The sequence below is a fragment of the Lysobacter sp. 2RAF19 genome (assembly GCF_052115395.1).
Lineage (GTDB): Bacteria > Pseudomonadota > Gammaproteobacteria > Xanthomonadales > Xanthomonadaceae > Noviluteimonas.
Genome location: NZ_JBFRGO010000002.1, coordinates 226,725 through 246,355 on the forward strand (window position 1 = coordinate 226,725; position 19,631 = coordinate 246,355).

General features: G+C 67.9%; 18 protein-coding genes. 6 read left to right on the forward strand and 12 right to left on the reverse strand.

All coding sequences use genetic code 11. The features are described 5' to 3' along the window. Positions 1–37: 37 nt before the first annotated feature. Both hemH and AB4059_RS07855 read left to right on the forward strand, forming a co-directional pair. Positions 38–1,009, forward strand: a complete 972-nt coding sequence (hemH, locus tag AB4059_RS07850; protein WP_498978256.1) for a ferrochelatase — start codon at positions 38–40, stop codon at positions 1,007–1,009. Continuing rightward, entirely contained in the window at positions 1,006–1,881 is an 876-nt protein-coding gene (locus tag AB4059_RS07855) for an alpha/beta fold hydrolase (RefSeq protein ID WP_498978258.1), read from the forward strand. Before hemH ends, AB4059_RS07855 begins: the two co-directional genes overlap by 4 nt. Here AB4059_RS07855 and AB4059_RS07860 read toward each other — a convergent pair. From AB4059_RS07860 to ttcA, 4 genes are all read right to left on the reverse strand, one after another. Further along, a complete protein-coding gene (locus tag AB4059_RS07860) occupies positions 1,853–2,359 on the reverse strand; it encodes a hypothetical protein (protein ID WP_498978260.1) in 507 nt (168 codons plus the stop codon). The two genes, AB4059_RS07855 and AB4059_RS07860, sit on opposite strands and share 29 nt — an antisense overlap. 49 nt (positions 2,360–2,408) lie before the next feature. Then, positions 2,409–3,194, reverse strand: a complete 786-nt coding sequence (locus AB4059_RS07865) for a M48 family metallopeptidase (protein ID WP_498978262.1) — start codon at positions 3,192–3,194, stop codon at positions 2,409–2,411. Positions 3,195–3,304: 110 nt separating this feature from the next. Further along, entirely contained in the window at positions 3,305–4,210 is a 906-nt protein-coding gene (locus AB4059_RS07870; RefSeq protein WP_498978264.1) for a recombination-associated protein RdgC, read from the reverse strand. 62 nt (positions 4,211–4,272) lie between these two features. Continuing rightward, positions 4,273–5,178, reverse strand: coding sequence for a tRNA 2-thiocytidine(32) synthetase TtcA (gene ttcA, locus AB4059_RS07875; RefSeq protein ID WP_498978266.1), 906 nt, complete (start codon positions 5,176–5,178; stop codon positions 4,273–4,275). Positions 5,179–5,291: 113 nt separating this feature from the next. Here ttcA and AB4059_RS07880 point away from each other — a divergent pair, with 113 nt between their 5' ends. Next, a complete protein-coding gene (locus AB4059_RS07880; protein WP_498960185.1) occupies positions 5,292–5,474 on the forward strand; it encodes a YdcH family protein in 183 nt (60 codons plus the stop codon). A gap of 3 nt (positions 5,475–5,477) precedes the next feature. Here the strand turns inward: AB4059_RS07880 and plsB are convergent, their stop codons facing one another. From plsB to AB4059_RS07905, 5 genes are all read right to left on the reverse strand, one after another. Next, complete coding sequence (gene plsB / locus AB4059_RS07885; RefSeq protein WP_498978268.1) at positions 5,478–8,294, reverse strand: glycerol-3-phosphate 1-O-acyltransferase PlsB; 2,817 nt, start codon at positions 8,292–8,294, stop codon at positions 5,478–5,480. Next, positions 8,294–9,217 (reverse strand): hypothetical protein, encoded by a 924-nt coding sequence (locus AB4059_RS07890; RefSeq protein ID WP_498978270.1) that lies wholly within the window; start codon positions 9,215–9,217, stop codon positions 8,294–8,296. Before AB4059_RS07890 ends, plsB begins: the two co-directional genes overlap by 1 nt. A gap of 177 nt (positions 9,218–9,394) precedes the next feature. After that, on the reverse strand, positions 9,395–10,288 hold the full coding sequence (locus tag AB4059_RS07895) for a 5'-nucleotidase, lipoprotein e(P4) family (RefSeq protein WP_498978272.1): 894 nt from the start codon (positions 10,286–10,288) through the stop codon (positions 9,395–9,397). Between the two features lie 61 nt (positions 10,289–10,349). Then, on the reverse strand, positions 10,350–10,838 hold the full coding sequence (locus AB4059_RS07900) for a GNAT family N-acetyltransferase (RefSeq protein ID WP_498978274.1): 489 nt from the start codon (positions 10,836–10,838) through the stop codon (positions 10,350–10,352). Continuing rightward, on the reverse strand, positions 10,835–12,814 hold the full coding sequence (locus tag AB4059_RS07905) for a UvrD-helicase domain-containing protein (RefSeq protein WP_498978276.1): 1,980 nt from the start codon (positions 12,812–12,814) through the stop codon (positions 10,835–10,837). Before AB4059_RS07905 ends, AB4059_RS07900 begins: the two co-directional genes overlap by 4 nt. Before the next feature lie 66 nt (positions 12,815–12,880). Between AB4059_RS07905 and AB4059_RS07910 the strand changes: the two genes are divergently transcribed. Then, positions 12,881–13,504, forward strand: a complete 624-nt coding sequence (locus AB4059_RS07910) for a thymidine kinase (protein ID WP_498978278.1) — start codon at positions 12,881–12,883, stop codon at positions 13,502–13,504. Positions 13,505–13,511: 7 nt separating this feature from the next. Here AB4059_RS07910 and AB4059_RS07915 read toward each other — a convergent pair whose 3' ends face one another. From AB4059_RS07915 to mutM, 3 genes are all read right to left on the reverse strand, one after another. After that, positions 13,512–16,337 (reverse strand): serine/threonine-protein kinase, encoded by a 2,826-nt coding sequence (locus tag AB4059_RS07915; RefSeq protein WP_498978280.1) that lies wholly within the window; start codon positions 16,335–16,337, stop codon positions 13,512–13,514. Between the two features lie 11 nt (positions 16,338–16,348). Further along, the gene (locus tag AB4059_RS07920; RefSeq protein WP_036168671.1) at positions 16,349–16,912 is read right to left on the reverse strand and encodes an ECF-type sigma factor; all 564 of its coding nucleotides are present in this window, start codon (positions 16,910–16,912) and stop codon (positions 16,349–16,351) included. 74 nt (positions 16,913–16,986) lie between these two features. Beyond that, positions 16,987–17,814, reverse strand: coding sequence for a bifunctional DNA-formamidopyrimidine glycosylase/DNA-(apurinic or apyrimidinic site) lyase (mutM, locus tag AB4059_RS07925; protein ID WP_498978282.1), 828 nt, complete (start codon positions 17,812–17,814; stop codon positions 16,987–16,989). 188 nt (positions 17,815–18,002) lie between these two features. Between mutM and AB4059_RS07930 the strand changes: the two genes are divergently transcribed. Further along, positions 18,003–19,199 carry a DesA family fatty acid desaturase gene (locus AB4059_RS07930; protein WP_498978284.1) on the forward strand — a complete coding sequence of 399 codons (1,197 nt, stop codon included), beginning with the start codon at positions 18,003–18,005 and terminating at the stop codon, positions 19,197–19,199. 38 nt (positions 19,200–19,237) lie between these two features. Continuing rightward, complete coding sequence (locus AB4059_RS07935) at positions 19,238–19,579, forward strand: EF-hand domain-containing protein (protein WP_498978286.1); 342 nt, start codon at positions 19,238–19,240, stop codon at positions 19,577–19,579. Positions 19,580–19,631 lie beyond the last annotated feature (52 nt).

The window sequence follows — 19,631 nt, forward strand, 5'->3', positions numbered from 1 at the left end:
CGAGCGAACCGGCGCGCGTGCATGACATCCTATGCGCATGCCCGACGTCCGTCCCCCCCTCGCGGCCGACACCGCACTGGTCCTGGTCAACCTCGGTACGCCCGATGCGCCGACGCCCGGTGCAGTGCGTGCTTACCTCTCGGAGTTCCTGATGGATCCGCGCGTGGTGCAGATCCCGCGCCTGATCTGGTGGCCGCTGCTGCACCTGGTGATCCTGCCCCTGCGCAGCCGACGCGTCGCGCACAAGTACGCCGAGATCTGGATGGCCGACGGTTCGCCGCTGGCCGTGTACACGCGTCGCCTGGCCGCCGCCGTGCAGGCGCGCATGCCGGGGACGCGCGTGGTGCATGCGATGCGCTACGGACAGCCCGCGGTGGAAGACGTGCTCGCGGGATTGCAACGCGAAGGCGTCTCGCGCGCCGTGGTCCTCCCGCTGTATCCGCAGTACTCGACGACGACCACCGCCTCGGTTGCCGACGCGGTGCGCCGGTCCGGCGGTGTGTCGGTGCAGATGATCGACGAGTATCACCTCGACGCCGGTTGGATCCAGGCCGTCGCCGATTCGATCAGCGCGCATTGGGAGGCGCACGGCCGGGGCGAACGCCTGGTGTTCTCCTTCCATGGCCTGCCGCAACGCGTCGTCGACAATGGCGATCCGTATGCCGTGCAATGCGCCGCCAGCGTCGCGGCGATCGCCGGCGTGCTCGGCCTGCACGCGGACGACTACGTGCTGACCTTCCAGTCGCGCTTCGGCAAGGAGCGCTGGCTGGAACCGGCGACGATCACGACGCTCGAATCGCTCGCGCGCAACGGCGTGCGGCGCGTGGATGTCGTGTGCCCCGGTTTCGCGGTCGATTGCCTGGAGACGCTGGAGGAGATCGCGGAAACCAACGCCGCCGCCTTCCGCGCCGCGGGCGGCGAGGCCTTCGCTTACATCCCTTGCCTCAACGACGCGCCGGCGCACGCTGACGCACTCGCGGCGCTCGCCGAAAAGGCGCTGCGCGCATGAGTTCCGCAGCGGCGTTGCGCGAAGTCGCCATCGAAACTCCGTACGGCCGATTGACGGCATTGCGCGGTGGCGGCGGCACGCCCGTGCTCGCGCTGCATGGTTGGCTCGACAACGCGGCGAGCTTCGTGCCGTTGTCCGCGCATCTGCAACACATCGACCTCGTCGCACTCGATCTGCCGGGCCACGGCACGAGCCCGCACCTGCCGCCCGGCGCGGAGTATTCGCTCGCCGGCACGGTGCAGACGGTGCTCGATGCCGCCGACGCGCTGGGTTGGGACCGCTTCGCCGTGCTCGGCCACTCGATGGGGGGCGCGATCGGCACGATCCTCGCCGCCGCGGCGCCCGAGCGGGTGACGCGCTTTCTCGCGATCGAAGCGCTGGGCGCACTCGCCGATCGCGAAGACCGCACCGCGCAGCGTCTGCGCGAATCGATCGCCGCGCGCCGCGCGCTGGGCGGAAAATCGCTGCGCGTGTTTCCCGATCGCGATGCCGCGATCCGCGCGCGCATGCAGGCCAACGACCTCAGCGAACCGGTCGCGCGCCTGCTGGTCGAACGCGGCACGCGCGCGGTGGACGGCGGTTGGGTGTGGAGCAGCGACCCGCGGCTGACGATCGCCACCGCCGTGCGCATGACCGAAGGCCAGGTGCGCGACCTCATCGCGAACATCGAATGCCCGGTGCGCGTGCTCTACGCCGATCCGGCGCCGCCGTATTTCCCCGAAGCGATGCGTCGCGAACGCGCCGGCGCGCTGCGCGACGGCGAAACGGTGGTGCTGTCCGGCACGCACCACCTGCACATGGAAGATCCGCGCGGCGTGGCCGACGCGATCGGCGGTTTTTTCCTTACTGCTGCTTCGCCAGTTGGTAGTTGAGCTTCACGCCGGGCTCGGCGTCGTCGGCGAAGGACACCGTCGCCTGGCGCTTGTCCTTCTCGTACATCGTGACCGCCTGGCCTTCGGCGGCCTGCATCGACATCGTCTGCTTCCAGCCGTCGGCCGCCATCTTCTTCCCGCTCGCGTCGGTCATCGCGGCGAGTTCGCCGGGCACGTCGAGCTGCACGACCATCACGTCCTGCATCGCCATCACGCTCAGCACCTTGTATTGCGCCGGCAGGTAGACGTCCTTCGGGAAGTCGACCGGCAGCTTGGCCGAGTCGCCGCCGGAGATGCGCATCTGCTTGCCGTCCTTGGATTCCAGGACGACCTCGCCGGATTTGGCATCGACGTTGGCCTTCTGGCCCGTCGCGTGTTCGATCGCCGCTTCGGCGGCGCGTTCGCCCGGCGACTTGCCGCAGGCGGCCAGCGCGAGCGACGCCAGGCCGATGGAGAGGATCATCAAATGCGTGCGCATGCCGGTCACTCCGTGGGTTCGAAGACTTCGGAAAACGTGCCGCACCGCATCAACCGGCCAGCAGCGAACGCAGGGTGGCCTTCAGGCGCCGTCCGTCGGCGTGGAAATAATCGCGCTCGGCGCGCCATTCGGGAAAACGCATTTCGACTTCGTGCCAGAACGCGCGCGAGTGGTCGGCGCGCAACAGGTGGCACAGTTCGTGGACGAGCACGTATTCGAACGCAGACGGACGCGCGAGCACCAGGGCCAGGTCGAGCGCGACCACGCCATTGGGCGCGAGCGAACCCCACTGCGAGGACATCACCTTGAACTGCACGCGACGCGGCGGGCGCGGCAGCGACGGCAGGTATTTCGGCAACCAGCGCCCGATGTCCGTGCGCGCCTGGCCTTCATAGAACTCGCGAACGGCGCGCCGCATCGCGACATCGGTTGCGCGTGGCGTCGTGCGGAACACCGCGTGCCCGGCAAGTGCGTCGAATTCCAGCGACGTGAAGCGCCCTTCGGCCCAGCGCACGGGGACGTCCGCGCCGCGCAGCGGAAGCGCCGCGGTCACCTCGCGCTGCAAGACGGGCAAGCCTTCCAGCGTGTAGCGCTCGAGTTGTTCGGCGAGCCACGTGCGATGTTCGGCGAGGAAACGTTCGCCCGACACCAGGCTCGCGCGCTGCGGCAGCGTCAGGCGCGCACCGCGTTCGTCCACCGAGAGGCGCAGGCGGCGTGCGCGCGGATTGCGCACGCGCTGGATTTCGATTCGTCGACCGTCTTCGAGCTCGAGCGACGTGACGTCGCGTTCGAGGACGGGGGTGCGCGGCGCCAGCAGGCGACGGAGATGGGGCATCAGTTCGTGCGCGATTGTCGTCGGGGGACGCGGCGATTGTAGGGCGCGCGCAGGAAAAGTGTGTCGATCGCGCCGCACGATTTTTGTGCGGCGCAAGGTTCCACGCGTGGTCAGTCTTCGATGCGCGAGATCTTCAGCGCGGGCTCGAGGACGTTGAACAGCCGCTTGGCTTCCGCGGCCATGAGCGCGAAGCGCGCATCGAGTTCGGCGCGCACGTCGTCGCGTTCGGTGGATTCGAGCGCGTCGACCGCGCCGTCGAGCAGCTTGAACTTGCGCACCACCAGGTCCTCGCCCAGGACGAAGGAGACGTGGTCGTCCAGCGTGAGGGACAGGCGCGTGACTTGCTTGCCCGATTCCAGGTGCTTGGCGATCTCGTCGCCCTGGAGTTCCTGGCGCTGGCATTTCACGACCGCGCCCTTGTCGGCGGCGTCCTTGAGCTCGCACTCGTCGCCGATGCTGAGGCCTTCGGGCAAGGGTTCGCCGGCGACCCATCCGGTCAGGATGCTGCGCGGCGCCACTTCGGCGTTCACCGGCAGCGCGGGGAAGCTGCCGAGCGCGTGGCGGATTTCGCTCACGACGTTTTCGGCCGACTTGCGCGAAGACGAATCGACGATGCACAGGCCGTGCCCGAGGTCGAGCAGCGCATCGGTGCGGCCCGGGCGCACGAAGGCGCGCGGCAACAGTTCGTGCACGAGGTCTTCCTTCAGCCGCTTGCGCGCGCGCCCACCGGGCTTGCGGCCTTCCTTCTTCTCGATCTCCTCCAGCTTGCGCGACAGCAGGTCGTTCACGACCGCGCCGGGCAGCAGCTTGTCCTCGGTGCCCACGCTCAGCCAGATCGCATCGGAAATGCGATGGGACAGGGCTTCACCGTCGCGCCCGAAAGGCGAGACGAAGCCGCGTGAAGACAACTCGAGCGCACCGACGGGCTTGAGCACGCAATCGGCGAGGCGGGCTTCGAGTTCGGAAAAATCCAGGGACGTGGGGAAGCGGAAGAGCGTGAGGTTGCGGAAGAACATCGAGATCCTAAATGCAGCGCCCGTCCCCGCGCTGGCGAGGATCGGCAAAGAGGGAAGGCAGTTTACGCGCCGTCGTCGGCGCTGTCGTCGTCGCGCGTTTCGCCCGACAACCACGCATGCGCATCGGGCAAGGGCGCATCGCCGCGCGCCCCGAGCCCCATGAAATCGAATAGCGACGGATCGCTCAATTGCGAGGGCCGCACGTCGCCCAGCGCCCGCGCGATGGTTTCGATGCGCCCGGGAGACTCCTTCTCCCATTGCGCCATCATTTTCTGCACCTGCTTGCGCTGCAGGTTTTCCTGCGAGCCGCACAGGTTGCAAGGAATGATGGGGAATCGGCGGGCTTCCGCGTACTCGGCGATGTCCGCCTCGCGCACGTAGGCCAGCGGGCGGATGACCACGTGCTTGCCGTCGTCCGAACGCAGCTTGGGCGGCATGCCGCTCAATTTCGCGTGGAAGAACATGTTCAGGAAAAACGTGGCGACCAGGTCGTCGCGGTGGTGGCCCAGGGCGATCTTGGTGAAGCCTTCCGCTTCGGCGTGCGCATACAGCGCGCCACGGCGCAGGCGCGAGCACAACGAACACAGCGTCTTGCCCTCCGGCACGACGCGCTTGACCACCGAGTAGGTGTCCTGCTCGAGGATCGTGTACGGCACGCCGACCGATTTCAGGTATTCGGGCAGCACGTGCGCGGGAAAATCGGGCTGCTTCTGGTCGAGGTTGACGGCGTGCAGCTCGAAGCGCACCGGCGCCTTCTCGCGCAGCTGCAGCAAGACATCGAGCATCGTGTAGCTGTCCTTGCCGCCGGACAGGCACACCATCACCTTGTCGCCCTCCTCGATCATCCCGAAGTCGGCGATCGCCCGTCCCACCTGGTGGCGCAGGCGCTTGGCCAGCCGCACCCGCTCGTGCGCGATCCGGCGTGCGCGCGGCTGGGGCTCGAGCAGGGGAAGCGGAATCGTGGACATGGGGGAATCGGCTCGAAAGCGACGGAACGAGGCGGATCGCATTCTATCCCGGCGTCGACGGCGCTAAAGTCGGCGTCGTGACCCAGCCGAACGACCCGGGCGAACTCGCCCGCATGGCGCAGCGCGTGATCGAGCTCAAGCTCGAGCACCGCGACCTCGACGCCGCGATCCTCCGGCTGGCGGCCGACGCCGACGCCGACGAACTCACGGTCAAGCGCCTGAAGAAACGCAAGCTGCAGTTGAAGGACTGCATCGCGAAGCTGGAGTCGGCGCTGATCCCGGACGAACCGGCGTAACGGCTACTGCGGTGCGTCGGGCGTCTCCGTCGCCGACGGCGGCGTCTCGGCCGGCGGCGCCGCAGGCGGCACGGCCTTGGACGCTGCTTCCGGGCTGATCTTCTCGATCGTGTGGCGCAACTCGCGGCCCAGGATGATGCGCGCGTCCTTCGCCCATGCATCCAGGCGTTCGTCGAACATCAGCTTGCCGGCTTCGTTCGGCCACACCATGCGCAACTCGCGCATCTTCTGGATGAAGCTGCGGAACAGCGTGCGGTCGAAGAACTCGGGCGCCGCGGGCGCGTACAGCAGCGACAGGCGTTGCGCCGCGAGCTGGCACAGGCTTTCCAGTTCGCCGGAAGACAGCGTGCCCGCGCCGTTCTTCACCAGCACCGAGATCGCGATGTAATAACGCTCGAAGGCTTGCTGCAGCGAATGGCCGATCGCGCGGATGCGGAAGACTTCGTCGGTCTGCCCCGCGCTGCGCGAGAGGATCCCGCCTTCGTCGTCGCTCACGTGCTTGAGCAGGCCTTCGCGTTCGAAGACGTCGATCGTGCGGTCGATGCGCTGCGCGAATCCGTCCTCGTCCCACGGCAGGAACAGCTCGGCCTTGAGGAAGGGGTACACCGTGCGTCCCAGGCGCTGCACCATCAGGCGCGACAGGCGGCGGTTGTTGAGGAAGCACACCGCGATCCACGCCGAGGCGGTGAACAGGTGCAGCACGTTGTTGCGGTAGTAACTCATCAAGCCCGCGGTGTCGCCGTCCACGCTCAGCACGTCGCCGAGCGGATGCGCGGTGCGCGAGAGCATGTTGATTTCCTCGCCGTGCGCGATGATCTGCTCGGGCGTGTGCGGCGTCACCGTCACCAGCGACGAATACGGCACGTCGCTCAACAAGGTTTTCGACAACGCGATCTGCGCGAGCAGGTCGGCTTCGCCCATCGCGTGCTTGGGCGTGGACAACAACGCCATCGCGAGCAGGTTGATCGGATTGACGTCCGCCGCGCGATTGATGTTGACCTGGATCTGCTGCGCGGTGGAATCGACCGTGTCGGACAACCAATCGGGGCGATCGTCCTCGTCCAGCGGCGTGCCGTCCCAGGCGGGCGCGTGTTCGGCCAGCATGTCGTTGAGCCGGATCGGCTCGCCGAAATTCACCACGACCTGGCCGTAATTGCTGCGCAGCACCCGCGGGATGCTCATGAGCAACTGCCAGATCGATTCCTTCTGCTTGGGCTTGCCGATCAATTCATCGAGATAGCTGTCGCCTTCCAGCAACTTCTCGTAGCCGATGTACACCGGTTGGAACAGCACCGGACGCGTGGGCTGGCGCACGAAGGCGCGCACCGTCATCGCGACCATGCCGCCCTTGGGCGGCAGCAGGCGGCCGGTGCGCGAACGCCCGCCCTCGATGAAGTATTCGATCGAATAACCGCCCGCGACCAACTGCGAGACGTACTCGGTGAACACCGCCGAATACAGCGCGTTGCCGCGGAAACTGCGGCGCAGGAAGAACGCGCCGCCGCGGCGCAGGATCGGACCGATCACCGGCAGGTTGAGGTTGATGCCCGCGGCGATGTGCGGCGGCACGATGCCCTTGGTGTAGAGCAGATAGCTCAACAACAGGTAATCCATGTGGCTGCGGTGGCAGGGCACGTAGACGACTTCGTGGCCGGGCGCGTTCTGCTTGACCGCTTCCAGGTGATGCACGAGCACGCCGCGATAGATGCGGTTCCACACCGTGGAGAGCAGGAAGCTCGCCGAGCGCACGACCGGGTGCGAGTAGTCGGCGGCGATCTCGTAGATGTAGGCGTGCGCCTTCTTCCAGGCTTCGGCCTTGCCCTTCTCGGGGTTCGACGGATTTTCGCGGCGCGCCTGGTCGGCGATGGCTTCCTTCACCGAATCGGCGGACAGCACCTGGTCGGCGAGCAGGCGGCGCGTCGAAAGATCCGGACCGATGATCGCCGAACGGATGCGGCGGAAATGCGCGCGCAACACGCGCGAGAGCTTGCGCACGGTGCGTTCGGGATCCAGGCCTTCCTCGACCGCCGAACGCACGGGCACGGGCGGCGCGAATTGCACCGTCGTCGAGCGCCCGTTGAGCAGGATCGCGAGCAGGCGGCGGAAACGGCCGACGATCGTCCAGTTTTCGGAGAACAGCACCGAGAACCAGCCGCTGTGTTTGTCCGGCGCACGGCCGACGAAGATCGACACCGGCACCAGTTGCACGTCCAGCGCCGGGTCTTCGCGATGCGCCTGCAACAAGCGCGCGAGCGAACCGGAGTGCGTCTTGTGTTCCGGCCCCGGCGACAGGCCGAGCACCTTCAACGGATTGCTGTTGCGACGGCGCGAGAGCGCGACGTACGCGCGCTTGCGACCGAGCGGGTCGCCCGGCATCGGCTGCAGCGGCGAGGGAAGCCCGGATTCGCGACAGGCGCGCTCCAGGATCAGCGCGTTCGACAGGCCATAGTCTTCGAGCACGTAGCAGATCGGACGGCCGTCGGCCCAGTCGGCGGGTGAGCGCGGTTCGAGTTCCAGCCCGATCCACGGCTCCAGCAACTTGCCCATCAGGCGCGCCCACAGCGGCGGGCGCGCGCCCACCGGATTGGACGAGCCGTCGCGCGGCGCGACGGGCGATGGTGTTGCCACTTCGTCGTGGACCGGCGGCGCCTCGAGCGGCAGTTCGGGCGCGTCGTGCGCGGCCGTTGCGTCCTCGGGGACCGGATTGGAGGGCAGCTCGCGCGCGGGCGCTTCCGCCTCCGGCGACGGCGTCGGGGCCGGCGGCGGGGTGGGCGTTTCGTCGAAGAGCGGGAGGTTGGGCTGGTTGGGCATCGCCGCCATTATGGCGAAGGCGCCGTCGAGCGGGTCGAGGCGGGCGCCGGAGGCGTCGTGGCGCGCACTGCGGGCCCGTCGAGCGAGGCCTCCGCGTTGCGCAGATAGTCGGCCAGGTACCAGCGCCCGCCGATGCGCGTGACGTCGAGGATCGTGTCGATTTCCTCGCCCGCGAGCGGATAGCGCACGCGCACGCGGGCGGTGTCGCCGGTCTGCTGGACGAGCGTGGCGTCGAGGCCGTCGAAGCTCGCGTCCAGGTTCAGCCCGTAGCTGCCGAACACTTGCTTGGTCGCGGCGAGGAACGGCCCGAGGCGTTCGAGCGATTCGTCCATGCCGTGGTTGGCGAAGTCTTCGGGCGCGGTGATCCCGGCTTCCGCCGCGGCCGTCGAGAGCAAGGCGATCGCCCGGCGCGCGCGTTTGCCATCGGAGAGCGGCGCATTCGCGGCCCATCGGCTGAGCACCGCCACGGTTTGCGTGTAGTGGTCGCGCTCGGCCGCGCTGTAGTCGCCCTCGTTGCGGATGTATTGCACGCCGAAATCGCCGAGCGAGGTGGCCGTGGAGCGCAGTTCGTCGGCTGAATTCGCGAACTGGGCATCGAAGGTGCGTTGCAGGTCGGTACGCGCATTCGGCTCGGCCAGGGCGGCGAGCATCGCGGGGAGCCGATCATCGAGCGGAAGTTCGTCGAGCGGCCAGCGGCTGCGCCCGGTGCGCCACGCGGTTTCCAGGCGCGCGTGCAGGGCCGGCGGCACCGCGACCGTGGCGAAACCCGCGGGATCGTTGGCGCGCAGGCGATCGGCGAGTGCACGCACCGCCTGCGCGGGAACCTCGGCGCCGGGTTGCGCAGGGGGCGACTTCGCGCAGGCCGCGAGCAAGGCGGCAGCGACGAGGACGGCGGCGGCGAGGCGGGGGACGGACGGCGACCGGTTCGGCATGGCGCGGATCATCGCCGATCCCCGCAAAGAAAAAGGAGGCCGAAGCCTCCTTCAAAAGTCCGGTCGGGCCGGAAGACATCGGTTGTGGCATGGCGCCGGACGAACCGGCTGCGTGCAGGCTAGCCCAGCGGCCGTAGCTGATGCAATACCTGAAATATGGTGGTGCAACGCATTGATTCAATTGACCGGATCGAGCGCCGCTTCCTTCTTTGCGCGTCGCTCGGTGGCGGGCTGGCGCCATTCGTTGTCGAACAAGGCCGGTTCCCAGGACCCGTACATGGGGTTGGGCAGCACGAACCAGCGCTCGCCGATCCAGCTCGCGTATGGCGCAACGGCAGCCCGGCGGCCGTCGGGCGTGTTCGCGACGATCTGCACCAGGTCGCCGACCTGGTCGCCGAACTGCATCAACACGCGATACGAGCGACCGACGAGTTGGCGGCGGCACGACTTCTCCGAGCCTTCCTGCTCGCAACCGTCGACGACCGTACCCAGGCCCAGCACCTGGTCATCGCTGGCGAGCGGGAAGCCCGCGCTCCGCAGGTTGGCGATCGTCGCCGGCGCCAGGCTCGCATCGCGGTTGGTGATGTAGAAGACGGTGACGCCCTGCTTCGCCGCCGCATTAAGGAATTCCACCGCGCCCGGCAAGGCCTTCGCCTTGCGCTCTTCGACCCACTTGCCCCACTGCGCTTCGTCGAAGCCGCGGTGTTCGAGGATCTGCCGCACCGAGGCCGGCGCGTTGTCGAGCACCGTTTCGTCGACGTCGACGATGATCGCGGGCTTGAGCCCCTTCACCGGCCCGACGCGATCTTCCTTCGGCAACGCATCCCACGCCTTGTCGGCGAGCGCGGCCTTCAGCTGCTGCGACGCCGCGCGATACACCGTGCGATAGACCAGGTCGCGTTCGGCGGAGGTTTGATACCAGGCGACGGCGTTGAGCGCGTCGTCGGCCGGCGGCGTGTCCTGCGTTACGACAGGCGCGGGCTCGGGCGTCGGCGCAAGCGTCGTTCCGGCGGTGGTCGCGCATCCGACGAGGGCGAGCGTCAGCGAAGTGGCGAGAACGGCGAAGCGCATGCGGCGAACCTGGCGGCGAACGGGGCCGCGAGTGTAGCCGAGCGCCTGCGACGAACGAATGTCAGCTCGGCGCGCGCTGCAGCGAGACGCGCTTTCCGCCCGGCAGGGTTTGTGTGCCCACTTCGTCGAAGCCGTAGCGCGCATGGAAACGGCGCGAGGCCTCGTTCGGCGGATCGATGTCGAACTCGCAGGTCACGCTCGAGACATGCGCCTGGCGCGCGAACGCGAACAGATCCTCGTACAGGCGAGCGCCGAATCCGCGGCCCTGGTGCGCCTGCGCGACCACCACGCGATCGACATACAGGAAGGCTTCGTAGTGCGCATCGAACCAGCGATAGTTCACGCTGTCGTAGTCGGCGCCCTCGCGGAAGGCGAGCAGGAAGGCCACCACCGCGCCGTCTTCTTCGACCACGCGTCCGTACGCCGATTGCGCGCGCAGATGCGCATACCGCGCCGCGTCCATCGGGCTGAGCACCGCTTCGGATTCCAGGTTGAGCGCCAGGATCGCGTCCGTATCGGCGGCGACGATGTCGCGCACGCGCAGCTTCATGCGTCGAGCAACGCGCGGATGGCGGCGAAACCCGCGCTCGCGCGTTCCTTCTTTTGCGAGGCGTCGGCTTCGGGGTCGGCGCCGTCGCGCTGCACTTCGTCGGCGGGCAATTCGTCGATGAAGCGGCTCGGCTTCAGGCGGTGCTTCTCGCCCCAGCGTTGCGCCTCGCGCGAATGCGAGAGCCACAACTGCTCCTTCGCGCGCGTGATGCCGACGTACATCAGGCGGCGTTCCTCATCGATGCGCCCTTCCTCGATCGACGCATCGTGCGGCAGGTTGCCGTCTTCGACGCCGACGATGAAGACATAGCGGAACTCCAGGCCCTTGGCCGCGTGCAGCGACATCAGGCGCACCTGGTTGCCCGCATCGCCCTTGTCCGAATGCGAGAGCAACGCGAGCGCCGCCGCCAGTTCGCCGGGGCCCGAGGTCTTCGGCCCGTCGAACCAATCGGCGAGTTCGTCCAGGTTCTGCCGGCGACGCAGGAACGTCGCCTCGTCCTTGCATTGCGCGCGCACCATCGCGAGCAGGCCGGAGCGTTCGTTGAGCTTGCGCACGAGTTCGGCCGGCGGCATTCGAGCGGCATCGCCACGCAGACCCTTTAGCAGATCGGCCAGTGCCTGCAGCGAATTCGCCGCGCGCGGCTGGAGCTGCTTCAACATCCCCACCGACTCGGTCGCGCGCGCGAGCGGCAGTTGCGCCTGCTGCGCCATCTCCGCGAGCTTGGCGAGCGTCGTCGCGCCCACGCCGCGATTGGGCGACTGCACCGCGCGCAGGAACGCCGCGTCGTCGTCGGGATTGGCGATGCAGCGCAGCCACGCCATCGCATCTTTCACTTCACCGCGATCGAGGAACGCGGTGCCGCCGGTGATGTGGTACGGCACGCGCAACATCTGCAGCGCTTTTTCGAGCGCACGCGACTGGTGGTTGCCGCGGAACAGGATGCAGAAGTCGCTCCACGGCGCGCCGCGCGACTGGTTGAGAAAATGGATCTGGTCGGCGACCTTTTCCGCCTCGTGCGCGCTGTCGCGGCATTCCCACACGCGGATGCGCTCGCCGTCGGCCTGGTCGCTCCACAGCGTCTTGGGATGTTCGTGCGGATTGTTGGCGATCAGTGCGTTCGCCGCGCGCAGCACGCGATTGCTGCAGCGGTAATTCTGCTCGAGCTTGACGATCTTGAGCTGCGGGTAATCGCGGCCCAGTTCGAACAGGTTGTCCGGGTTCGCGCCGCGCCAGGCGTAGATCGACTGGTCGTCGTCGCCCACGCAGGTGAGGTCGCCACGCGGGCCGGCGATCGCCTTGAGCAGGCGGTATTGCGCGTCGTTGGTGTCCTGGCACTCGTCGACGAGCAGGTAGCCGATGCGTTCGCGCCAGGCGAGCACGGCTTCTTCGTCGGTTTCCAGCAACTGCACGGGCAGGCGGATCAGGTCGTCGAAGTCGACGGCGTTGAAGGCGGACAGGCGCGCCTGGTAACGCGCGTACAAGGCGGCGGCTTCGCGTTCGCGGATGCTCTGCGCAGCCTGCGCGGCCTCCTCCGGCGAAAGACCGGCGTTCTTCGCGCGCGAGATCAGGTTCTTCGCCGCGTCGAGCACGTCGGGCTTGCTGCCGGGCGGCAACAGATCCTTCAACTGCGCGGTGCTGTCGTCGGCGTCGAAGATTGAAAAGCCGCGACGCAGGCCAAGCTTGGCGTGCTCGATCTGCAACAGCTTCAGGCCGAGCGCGTGGAAGGTGCAGATCGTGAGGCCTTCGGCCGTGTCGCCCTTCAGGCGCTTGGCCACGCGTTCCTTCATCTCGCGCGCGGACTTGTTGGTGAAGGTGATCGCCGCGATGCGGCGCGCCGGCATGCGCCCGGAGTTGATCAGGTGCGCGATCTTTTCCACGATCACGCGCGTCTTGCCGCTGCCCGCGCCCGCCAGCACCAAAAGCGGCCCGTCGACGTGTGCGACGGCCTGGCGTTGGGGAGGATTGAGGCCGTGCAAGGGACGCTCCGTGGGCAAGCGCGGGGCGGCGCAGTTTAGCCGTTCTGCTCCCGCATAATCGCGCCCATGGCCAAGCTCTATTTCTACTATTCGGCGATGAATGCGGGGAAGACCACGACCCTGCTGCAATCGGCGCACAACTACCGCGAGCGCGGCATGCGCGTGCTCGTCTTCACGCCCGCGCTTGACGACCGCGCCGGCAAGGCGGGGGTCGTGGCCTCACGGATCGGGCTGCGGTCCGAAGGCGTCGCATTCGGGCGCACGGACGATCTGCTGGCGCGCGTGGAAGCCGACATCGCCGCGCACGGCAAGCTCGATTGCGTGCTGGTCGACGAAGCGCAGTTCCTGTCCAAGCCGCAGGTTTGGCAACTGAGCGAAGTCGTCGACCAACTGCGCATCCCCGTCCTGTGTTACGGCCTGCGCACGGATTTCCGCGGCGAGTTGTTCGAAGGCAGCCAGTACCTGCTGGCCTGGGCGGACGAGCTCGCCGAGATCAAGACGATCTGCCACACCGGCAAGAAGGCGACGATGACCGTGCGCGTCGACGAACGCGGCCACGCGGTGCAGGCCGGCCCGCAGGTGGAGATCGGCGGCAACGATCGCTACGTGTCGGTCTCGCGCGCGGAGTTCAAGAAGGTGATGCGCGGGGAAGGCAGGATCGATCCGATGCAGCCCTCGCTGCTGGACTGAGCGCCGCCTACTGCATCGCGACCGGTGCGCACGCCGCGCGGATCGCGTCGACTTCGCGCGGCAATCGCCCGCCCTGCGGCAGGCCCGAACGCACCTCGCCGGACAGCGCATCCAGTTCCGTGCGCGCTTGCGCGGCGTCGGCACCGCGGCATTGGACTTCGCCGAGGTAGGCGCGTGCGCGCCAGCGCAGGTTGCGGGGCTCGCTGCCGCCGGAGACGGTGGCCGTCGCCATGCGTTTCAAGGTCGCTATGGCCTTGGCGTCGCCGTCGCGCGCCTGTTCGCGCGCAAGCGAGAGTTCCATCTCCTGCGTGTCCAGGGATGGCTGCCCTTCGGCACGGCGCGACAACGCGGCCGCGCGCGCCAGGCTCGCCTTGGCGGCGGCGTGGTCGCCTTCGGCCGACAGGATCAGGCCGTTCGCATATTCGACGTCGGCGACGAAGGGATGCTGCAACCCGAGTTGCGTCACCGCCAGTTGCGCCGCCTGCTTGACCTCGGCGCGCGCTTCCTCGACGCGCCCGAGCGCCTGCAGGATCTGCGCGTGTTCGGCCATCGCGCGCGCCATGCGGGTGCGGGCCGAGGAGGTCCGCCAGATCGCGACGGCCTGGGCGAGATCGCGTTCGGCTTCGTCCAGGCGGTTCTGTTCCCACGCCAGCATGCCGAGGGTGTAGAAACTGGCGCCGACGTCGACATGGCGTTCGCCGACGCGTTCGATCAGCAGCGGCGTGGTGTCGCGCAGGTCGCGCTCGGCGACGTCGAGCCAACCCTGTTCCATGTACACCGCCGCGCGCTGGCGATGCAGCGCCAGCGTGGTCGGATGGCGTTCGCCGAGCAGTTCGGCCGAAAGCGCGAGTGCGGCATCGACCGACTTGGCCGCTTCGCCGGGAAGTCCCTTCTCGCGCAACAACACGCCCATGCGGCGATGGATCTGGATCGCGAGCGGATGGCGTTCGCCCACGCGCTGCTGCAGGAAGGCCAGCGCATTGCGCAGGTTCGCCAGCGCGACGTCGGACTTGCCCGCGTCGGCATCCACGTTCGCCAGGTCGAACAGGTTTTCCGCGACGCCGGCTTCGTCGTCGAGCGTCTCGCGGCGGATGGTCATCGCGTATTCGAGCAACTGCCGCGCGCCGTTGAACTCGCCCACCGCGCTGCGGCATCGCGCGAGCTGCGAGTAGAACTCGGCGACCTGTGCCGGCAATTGCGATTGCTCACGACGCGCGCGCTCCATCCAGGGTTGCATCGCGTCGATGCATTTGCGCGGGTCGTCGAGCTGCCGATGCGCGAAACCCTGCTGCGTCGCCGCTTCGATCTGCAGGCTCGCCGGCGCGTCGTCGCCGACCGCCTTGAGGATCTCGGCCTGGCGTTCGAGCAGCGACATCGCCTCGGGATAGTCGCCCAGGCCCAGCCGCAGGCGCGCGATGATGCCGAACACTTCGGCGCGCGCGAGCGGTTGCCGCGCAAGCTCGCTGTTGGCGCGCACGATGCCGTTGTCCAGCAGCGAGCGCATGTCGATGGCGTCGTCGCGCGGTGCCGCGCCCGCGCCTTCGAACAACCCGATGACGAAATCCTGCAGCGCCTGCGCGCGCGCGGTTTCGCGCACCGCCTGCTGGCCCTGCCACGAAACGATGGTCAGCGCGGCGCCTAGCACGCCGGTCACGACGATGGTGGTCGCCAGCGCCCAACGATGGCGGATGACGTACTTGCGCAGCCGATAGCTGACGCTCTGCGGCCGCGCGAGCACCGGCTTGCCGGCCAGATAGCGCTCCAGGTCGAGCGACATCGCCTCCACCGACGGATAACGCTGCTCGGGCTTCTTCGCCAGCGCCTTGAGCACGATGTTGTCGAGGTCGCCGGTGACGTTGCGCGCGCGACGGCGCAGCATCGCCGTGTCGCCGTCGCCTGCATCGGCCTGGCGTTGGAGGGCGGACGAGGGTTTGGTCGGGTCGCCCTGCAGGATGGCTTCTTCCCACTCGGCGTCGCTCTGGCGCTTGAGGCGATAGGGTTTGGCGTCGGCGAGCAATTCGTAGAGCACGACGCCGAGCGAATACACGTCGGTCATCGTCGAGACCGGTTCGCCCCGCACCTGTTCGGGCGCGGCGTAGTGCAGCGTGAACGCGCGCACGCCGGTGCGCGTCTGTTCCGGCGCGGCGACATCGGCGTCGATGAGCTTGGCGATGCCGAAGTCGAGCAGGCGCACGTCGCCGGCGGGCGTGACCAGGATGTTCGACGGTTTGAGATCGCGGTGGACGATGAGGTTGGCGTGCGCGTGCGAGACCGCGTCGCAGATCTGGTGGAACAGGTCGAGCCGCGATTCCAGCGAAAGGCGGTGCGCGCGGCAGTAGTCGGTGATCGGCTCGCCTTCGATGTATTCGAGTGCGAGATAAGGTTGATGGTCGTGGCTCACGCCGGCATCGAGCAGGCGCGCGATGTGCGGATGCGCCAGGCGCGCGAGGATCTGGCGTTCGCGGGTGAAGCGCAGGCGCAGGTTCGGATCGACCAGGCCCGGGCGCAGCAGCTTCAATGCGACGCGGCGTTGATACAGGCCGTCGGCGCGCGCGGCGAGCCACACCTGGCCCATGCCGCCTTCGCCGAGCATGCGTTCGAGGCGATAGGGGCCGACTTCCACGCCGGGCCGCGGGCCGGGCAAGGGCGCGACGAGGGGTTCGCTGAGGAAATCCTCGCGATCGGTTTCCAGCTTGAGCAAGGCTTCCAGGTCGTCCGCGGTCTGCGGATCTTCCTCGCGCATCAGGCGCAGGCTGCGTTCGCGTTCGTCCTGGTCGAGCTCGAACAGCGCATCGAGCAGCGGGGACAACCGTTGCCAGCGCTCGGGGTCCATCACGTTCCCCGTCAGGAGTCCTTCAAGGAGGCGAGCAGGAACAGGCGGGCTTTCTGCCAGTCGCGCCGGATGCTGCGTTCGGACCGCTTGAGCAGCGCGGCGATCTCCAGTTCGGAGAGGCCGGCGAAGTAACGCAGTTCGACCACCTGCGCCAGGCGCGCGTCGACCGCGGCCAAACGCGTGAGCGCGGTATCCAGGCCGAGGGTTTCCTCGTCCAGGCGCAAGCCGCCTTCGACTTCCTCGGGCAGCTCGGTCACGCGATGCAGGTCGCCGCCGCGTTTCTGCGCCAGGCGCTGGCGCGCGTAATCGACCACGACGCTGCGCATCGCGGAGGCGGCATAGGCGAAGAAGTGCGCGCGATCGTCGAACTGCGCCGAATTGCGGCCAACGAGTTTGAGGTAGGCCTCGTGCACCAGCGCGGTCGCATCGAGCGTGTGCCCATGCTGCCCGGCGAGCTGGCGGCGGGCCATCGCGTGGAGTTCCTGGTACAGGGTGGCCAGGACACGGTCGAGCGCGCCACGGTCTCCGTCGCGTGCAGCGTCCAGCAACTCCGTGATATCGGCCGTCTCGGACATATCTCCCCTCAGGCGCCGGAATATACCCGCGTTGGGCGATGCTTGCCTGCGTGGACCGTTGGTGGCTGAAGCTTTCAGCGTTGGCAGCGGGGGCACCAGACGGTGGTGCGCTGGCCGATCGACCCCTCTTTCATCGTCCGCCCGCATTTCGGGCAGGGCTCGCCGCCCCGGCCGTAGGCGGCCAGCTCGAGCTCGAAATACCCGGGCAGGCCATCGGGGCTGATGAAGTCCCGGAGCGTCGTGCCGCCCCGCTCGATCGCGTAGGCCAGGATCCGCTTCACGGCGTCGGCGAGGGCGTGGTAGCGCTCCCGCGAGACCTTGCCGGCCTCGCGCAGGGGCGAGATGCCGGCCTCGAACAGGGCCTCGGCCGCGTAGATGTTGCCGACGCCGACCACGATCCCCTGGTCCATCAGGAAGGTCTTCACCGGCGCCTTCCGGCCCCGGCTGCGGGCGAACAGGTAGTCCCCGTCGAAGGCGTCGGACAAGGGCTCGGGCCCCAGGCCGCGCAGGAGTTCGTGGACCTCGCCCGGCGCCTGCCAGAGCAGGCAACCGAAGCGCCGCGGGTCGTTGAAGCGCAGGACGCGGCCCTTGCTGCGGCCCCGGTCGGCAAGTTTCAGGTCGACGTGGTCGTGCGCTTCCACCGGCGTGTCGCCCTGCAGGACGCGCAAGCTGCCGGACATGCCCAGGTGGAGGAGCGCGCTGCCGACTTCGGTGTCGAGCAGCAGGTATTTCGCTCGCCGACGAACGGAATCGATCCGCCGACCGGGGAGCAAGGCCGCTACTTCCGGCGGAATCGGCCAGCGCAGGTCCGGACGACGCAACACGACGTCGGCGACGATGCGCCCTTCAATATGCGGTGCGAGGCCGCGCCGCGTGGTTTCGACTTCGGGCAGTTCGGGCATGGCGTGAGTTTGCGCGATTCGCGTCGACTCATGAGATGGGGCGTGAAAGCGGCCGGTGCAACGTGAAGATTGTTATCCGGTCTGAACACCCCCATCACGGATCTGCGCCGTACCCGGGCGCATGGATGACCGCGGGTGGCATGATGCCCTCGGGGTGAAACGCCCCTGCTTTTACACTCGGAGTCACGATGCAAGCTTTTCTCGATTTCCTCGGCGGCGGTCTGCTGCAATTCGGTTGGGTCGGCCTGGTGGTCTACCTCCTGGTTGCCACGCAGCTGACGATCTTCTCGGTCACCCTGTACCTGCATCGCAGCCAGGCGCATCGCGGCGTCGATTTCCATCCGGTGCTCGCGCACTTCTTCCGTTTTTGGACGTGGATCACCACGTCGATGATCACGAAGGAATGGGCGGCGATCCACCGCAAGCACCATGCGAAGTGCGAGACCGAAGAAGATCCGCACAGCCCGATGCACAAGGGCATCAAGACCGTCTTCTGGCGCGGCGTGGAGCTGTATCGCGAAGCGCGCGGCGATCGCGAGTCGATCGAGAAGTACGGCAAGGGCTGCCCGGAAGACTGGATCGAGCGCAAGGTCTATACGCCGCACGCGACGATGGGCCCGACGCTGCTGCTCTTCATCAGCTTTGCGTTGTTCGGCATCCCGGGCGTGGCCGTGTGGGCGATCCAGATGCTGTGGATCCCGTTCTGGGCCGCGGGCGTCGTCAACGGCCTCGGCCATTGGTGGGGCTACCGCAATTTCGAAACCACCGACACGGCGACCAACCTCACGCCGTGGGGCGTGTGGATCGGCGGCGAAGAACTGCACAACAACCACCATGCCTTCCCGAGCTCGGCGAAGTTCGCGCTGCGCAAGTTCGAAGTGGACATCGGCTGGGCCGTGATCAAGTTCTTCGAATCCATCGGCATGGCCAAGGTGCTGCGCGTGGCGCCGACCCTCGACGTGCGTCCGAACATCAACGTGCCGGACACCGAGACGATCAAGGCGCTGCTCGCGCATCGCTTCCAGGCGATGACCGATTACCAGCGCAATGTCCTCAAGCCGGCGCTCAAGGAAGAAGCGCAGGCCACCGGCAGCAAGCTGCGCGCCATGCTCCCGCGCCAGCTGCGCAAGGGCCTGAGCGACGATGGCCGCTGGCTCAAGCCCGATGCGCGCCAGCAGATGCAGGAATGGGTGGAGGCGCGTCCGCGCATCCGCGCCCTGGTCGAACATCGCGCCCGCCTGGCCGCCGTGCTCGAAGCGCGTGGCAACGACGCCGCGGCCACGCTGCAGAACCTGCAGCAGTGGTGCCGCGAAGCCGAAGCCAGCGGCATCCGCGCGCTGCAGGATTTCTCGGCGCGCCTGAAGGGCTACCAGCTGCAGGCCTGATGCAAGCGACAAGGCACCGTCCACGGATTCAGAACAGAATGAGCCCCGCACGTTCGCGTGCGGGGTTTTTGTTTGCCTGCCTGCTGGCGCCGGCTGCCTTCGCCCAGGTCGTCGCGAGCGGCGATTACCTCTCGCGCATGGACACCGACCACGACCAACGCGTCTCGCTGGTCGAATACCAGGATTGGCTGAGCTACGCCTTCGATGCGATGGACGTCGACCACGACGGCACGCTCTCGCCGGCCGAGCAACCCGGCGGCCGTGGCAAGCCGCTCACGCGACAAGCGCACCGAGCGCGCCTGGCCGACGCCTTCCGTCGGCAGGACGCCAACGGCGACGGCGTGTTGAGCGCCGCCGAACTCGCCGCCCCGCCGCGTTGAAGGCAAACTGTCGGCCCACGTCGCGAGGGGTTGGCGCATGACCGGTTCGACC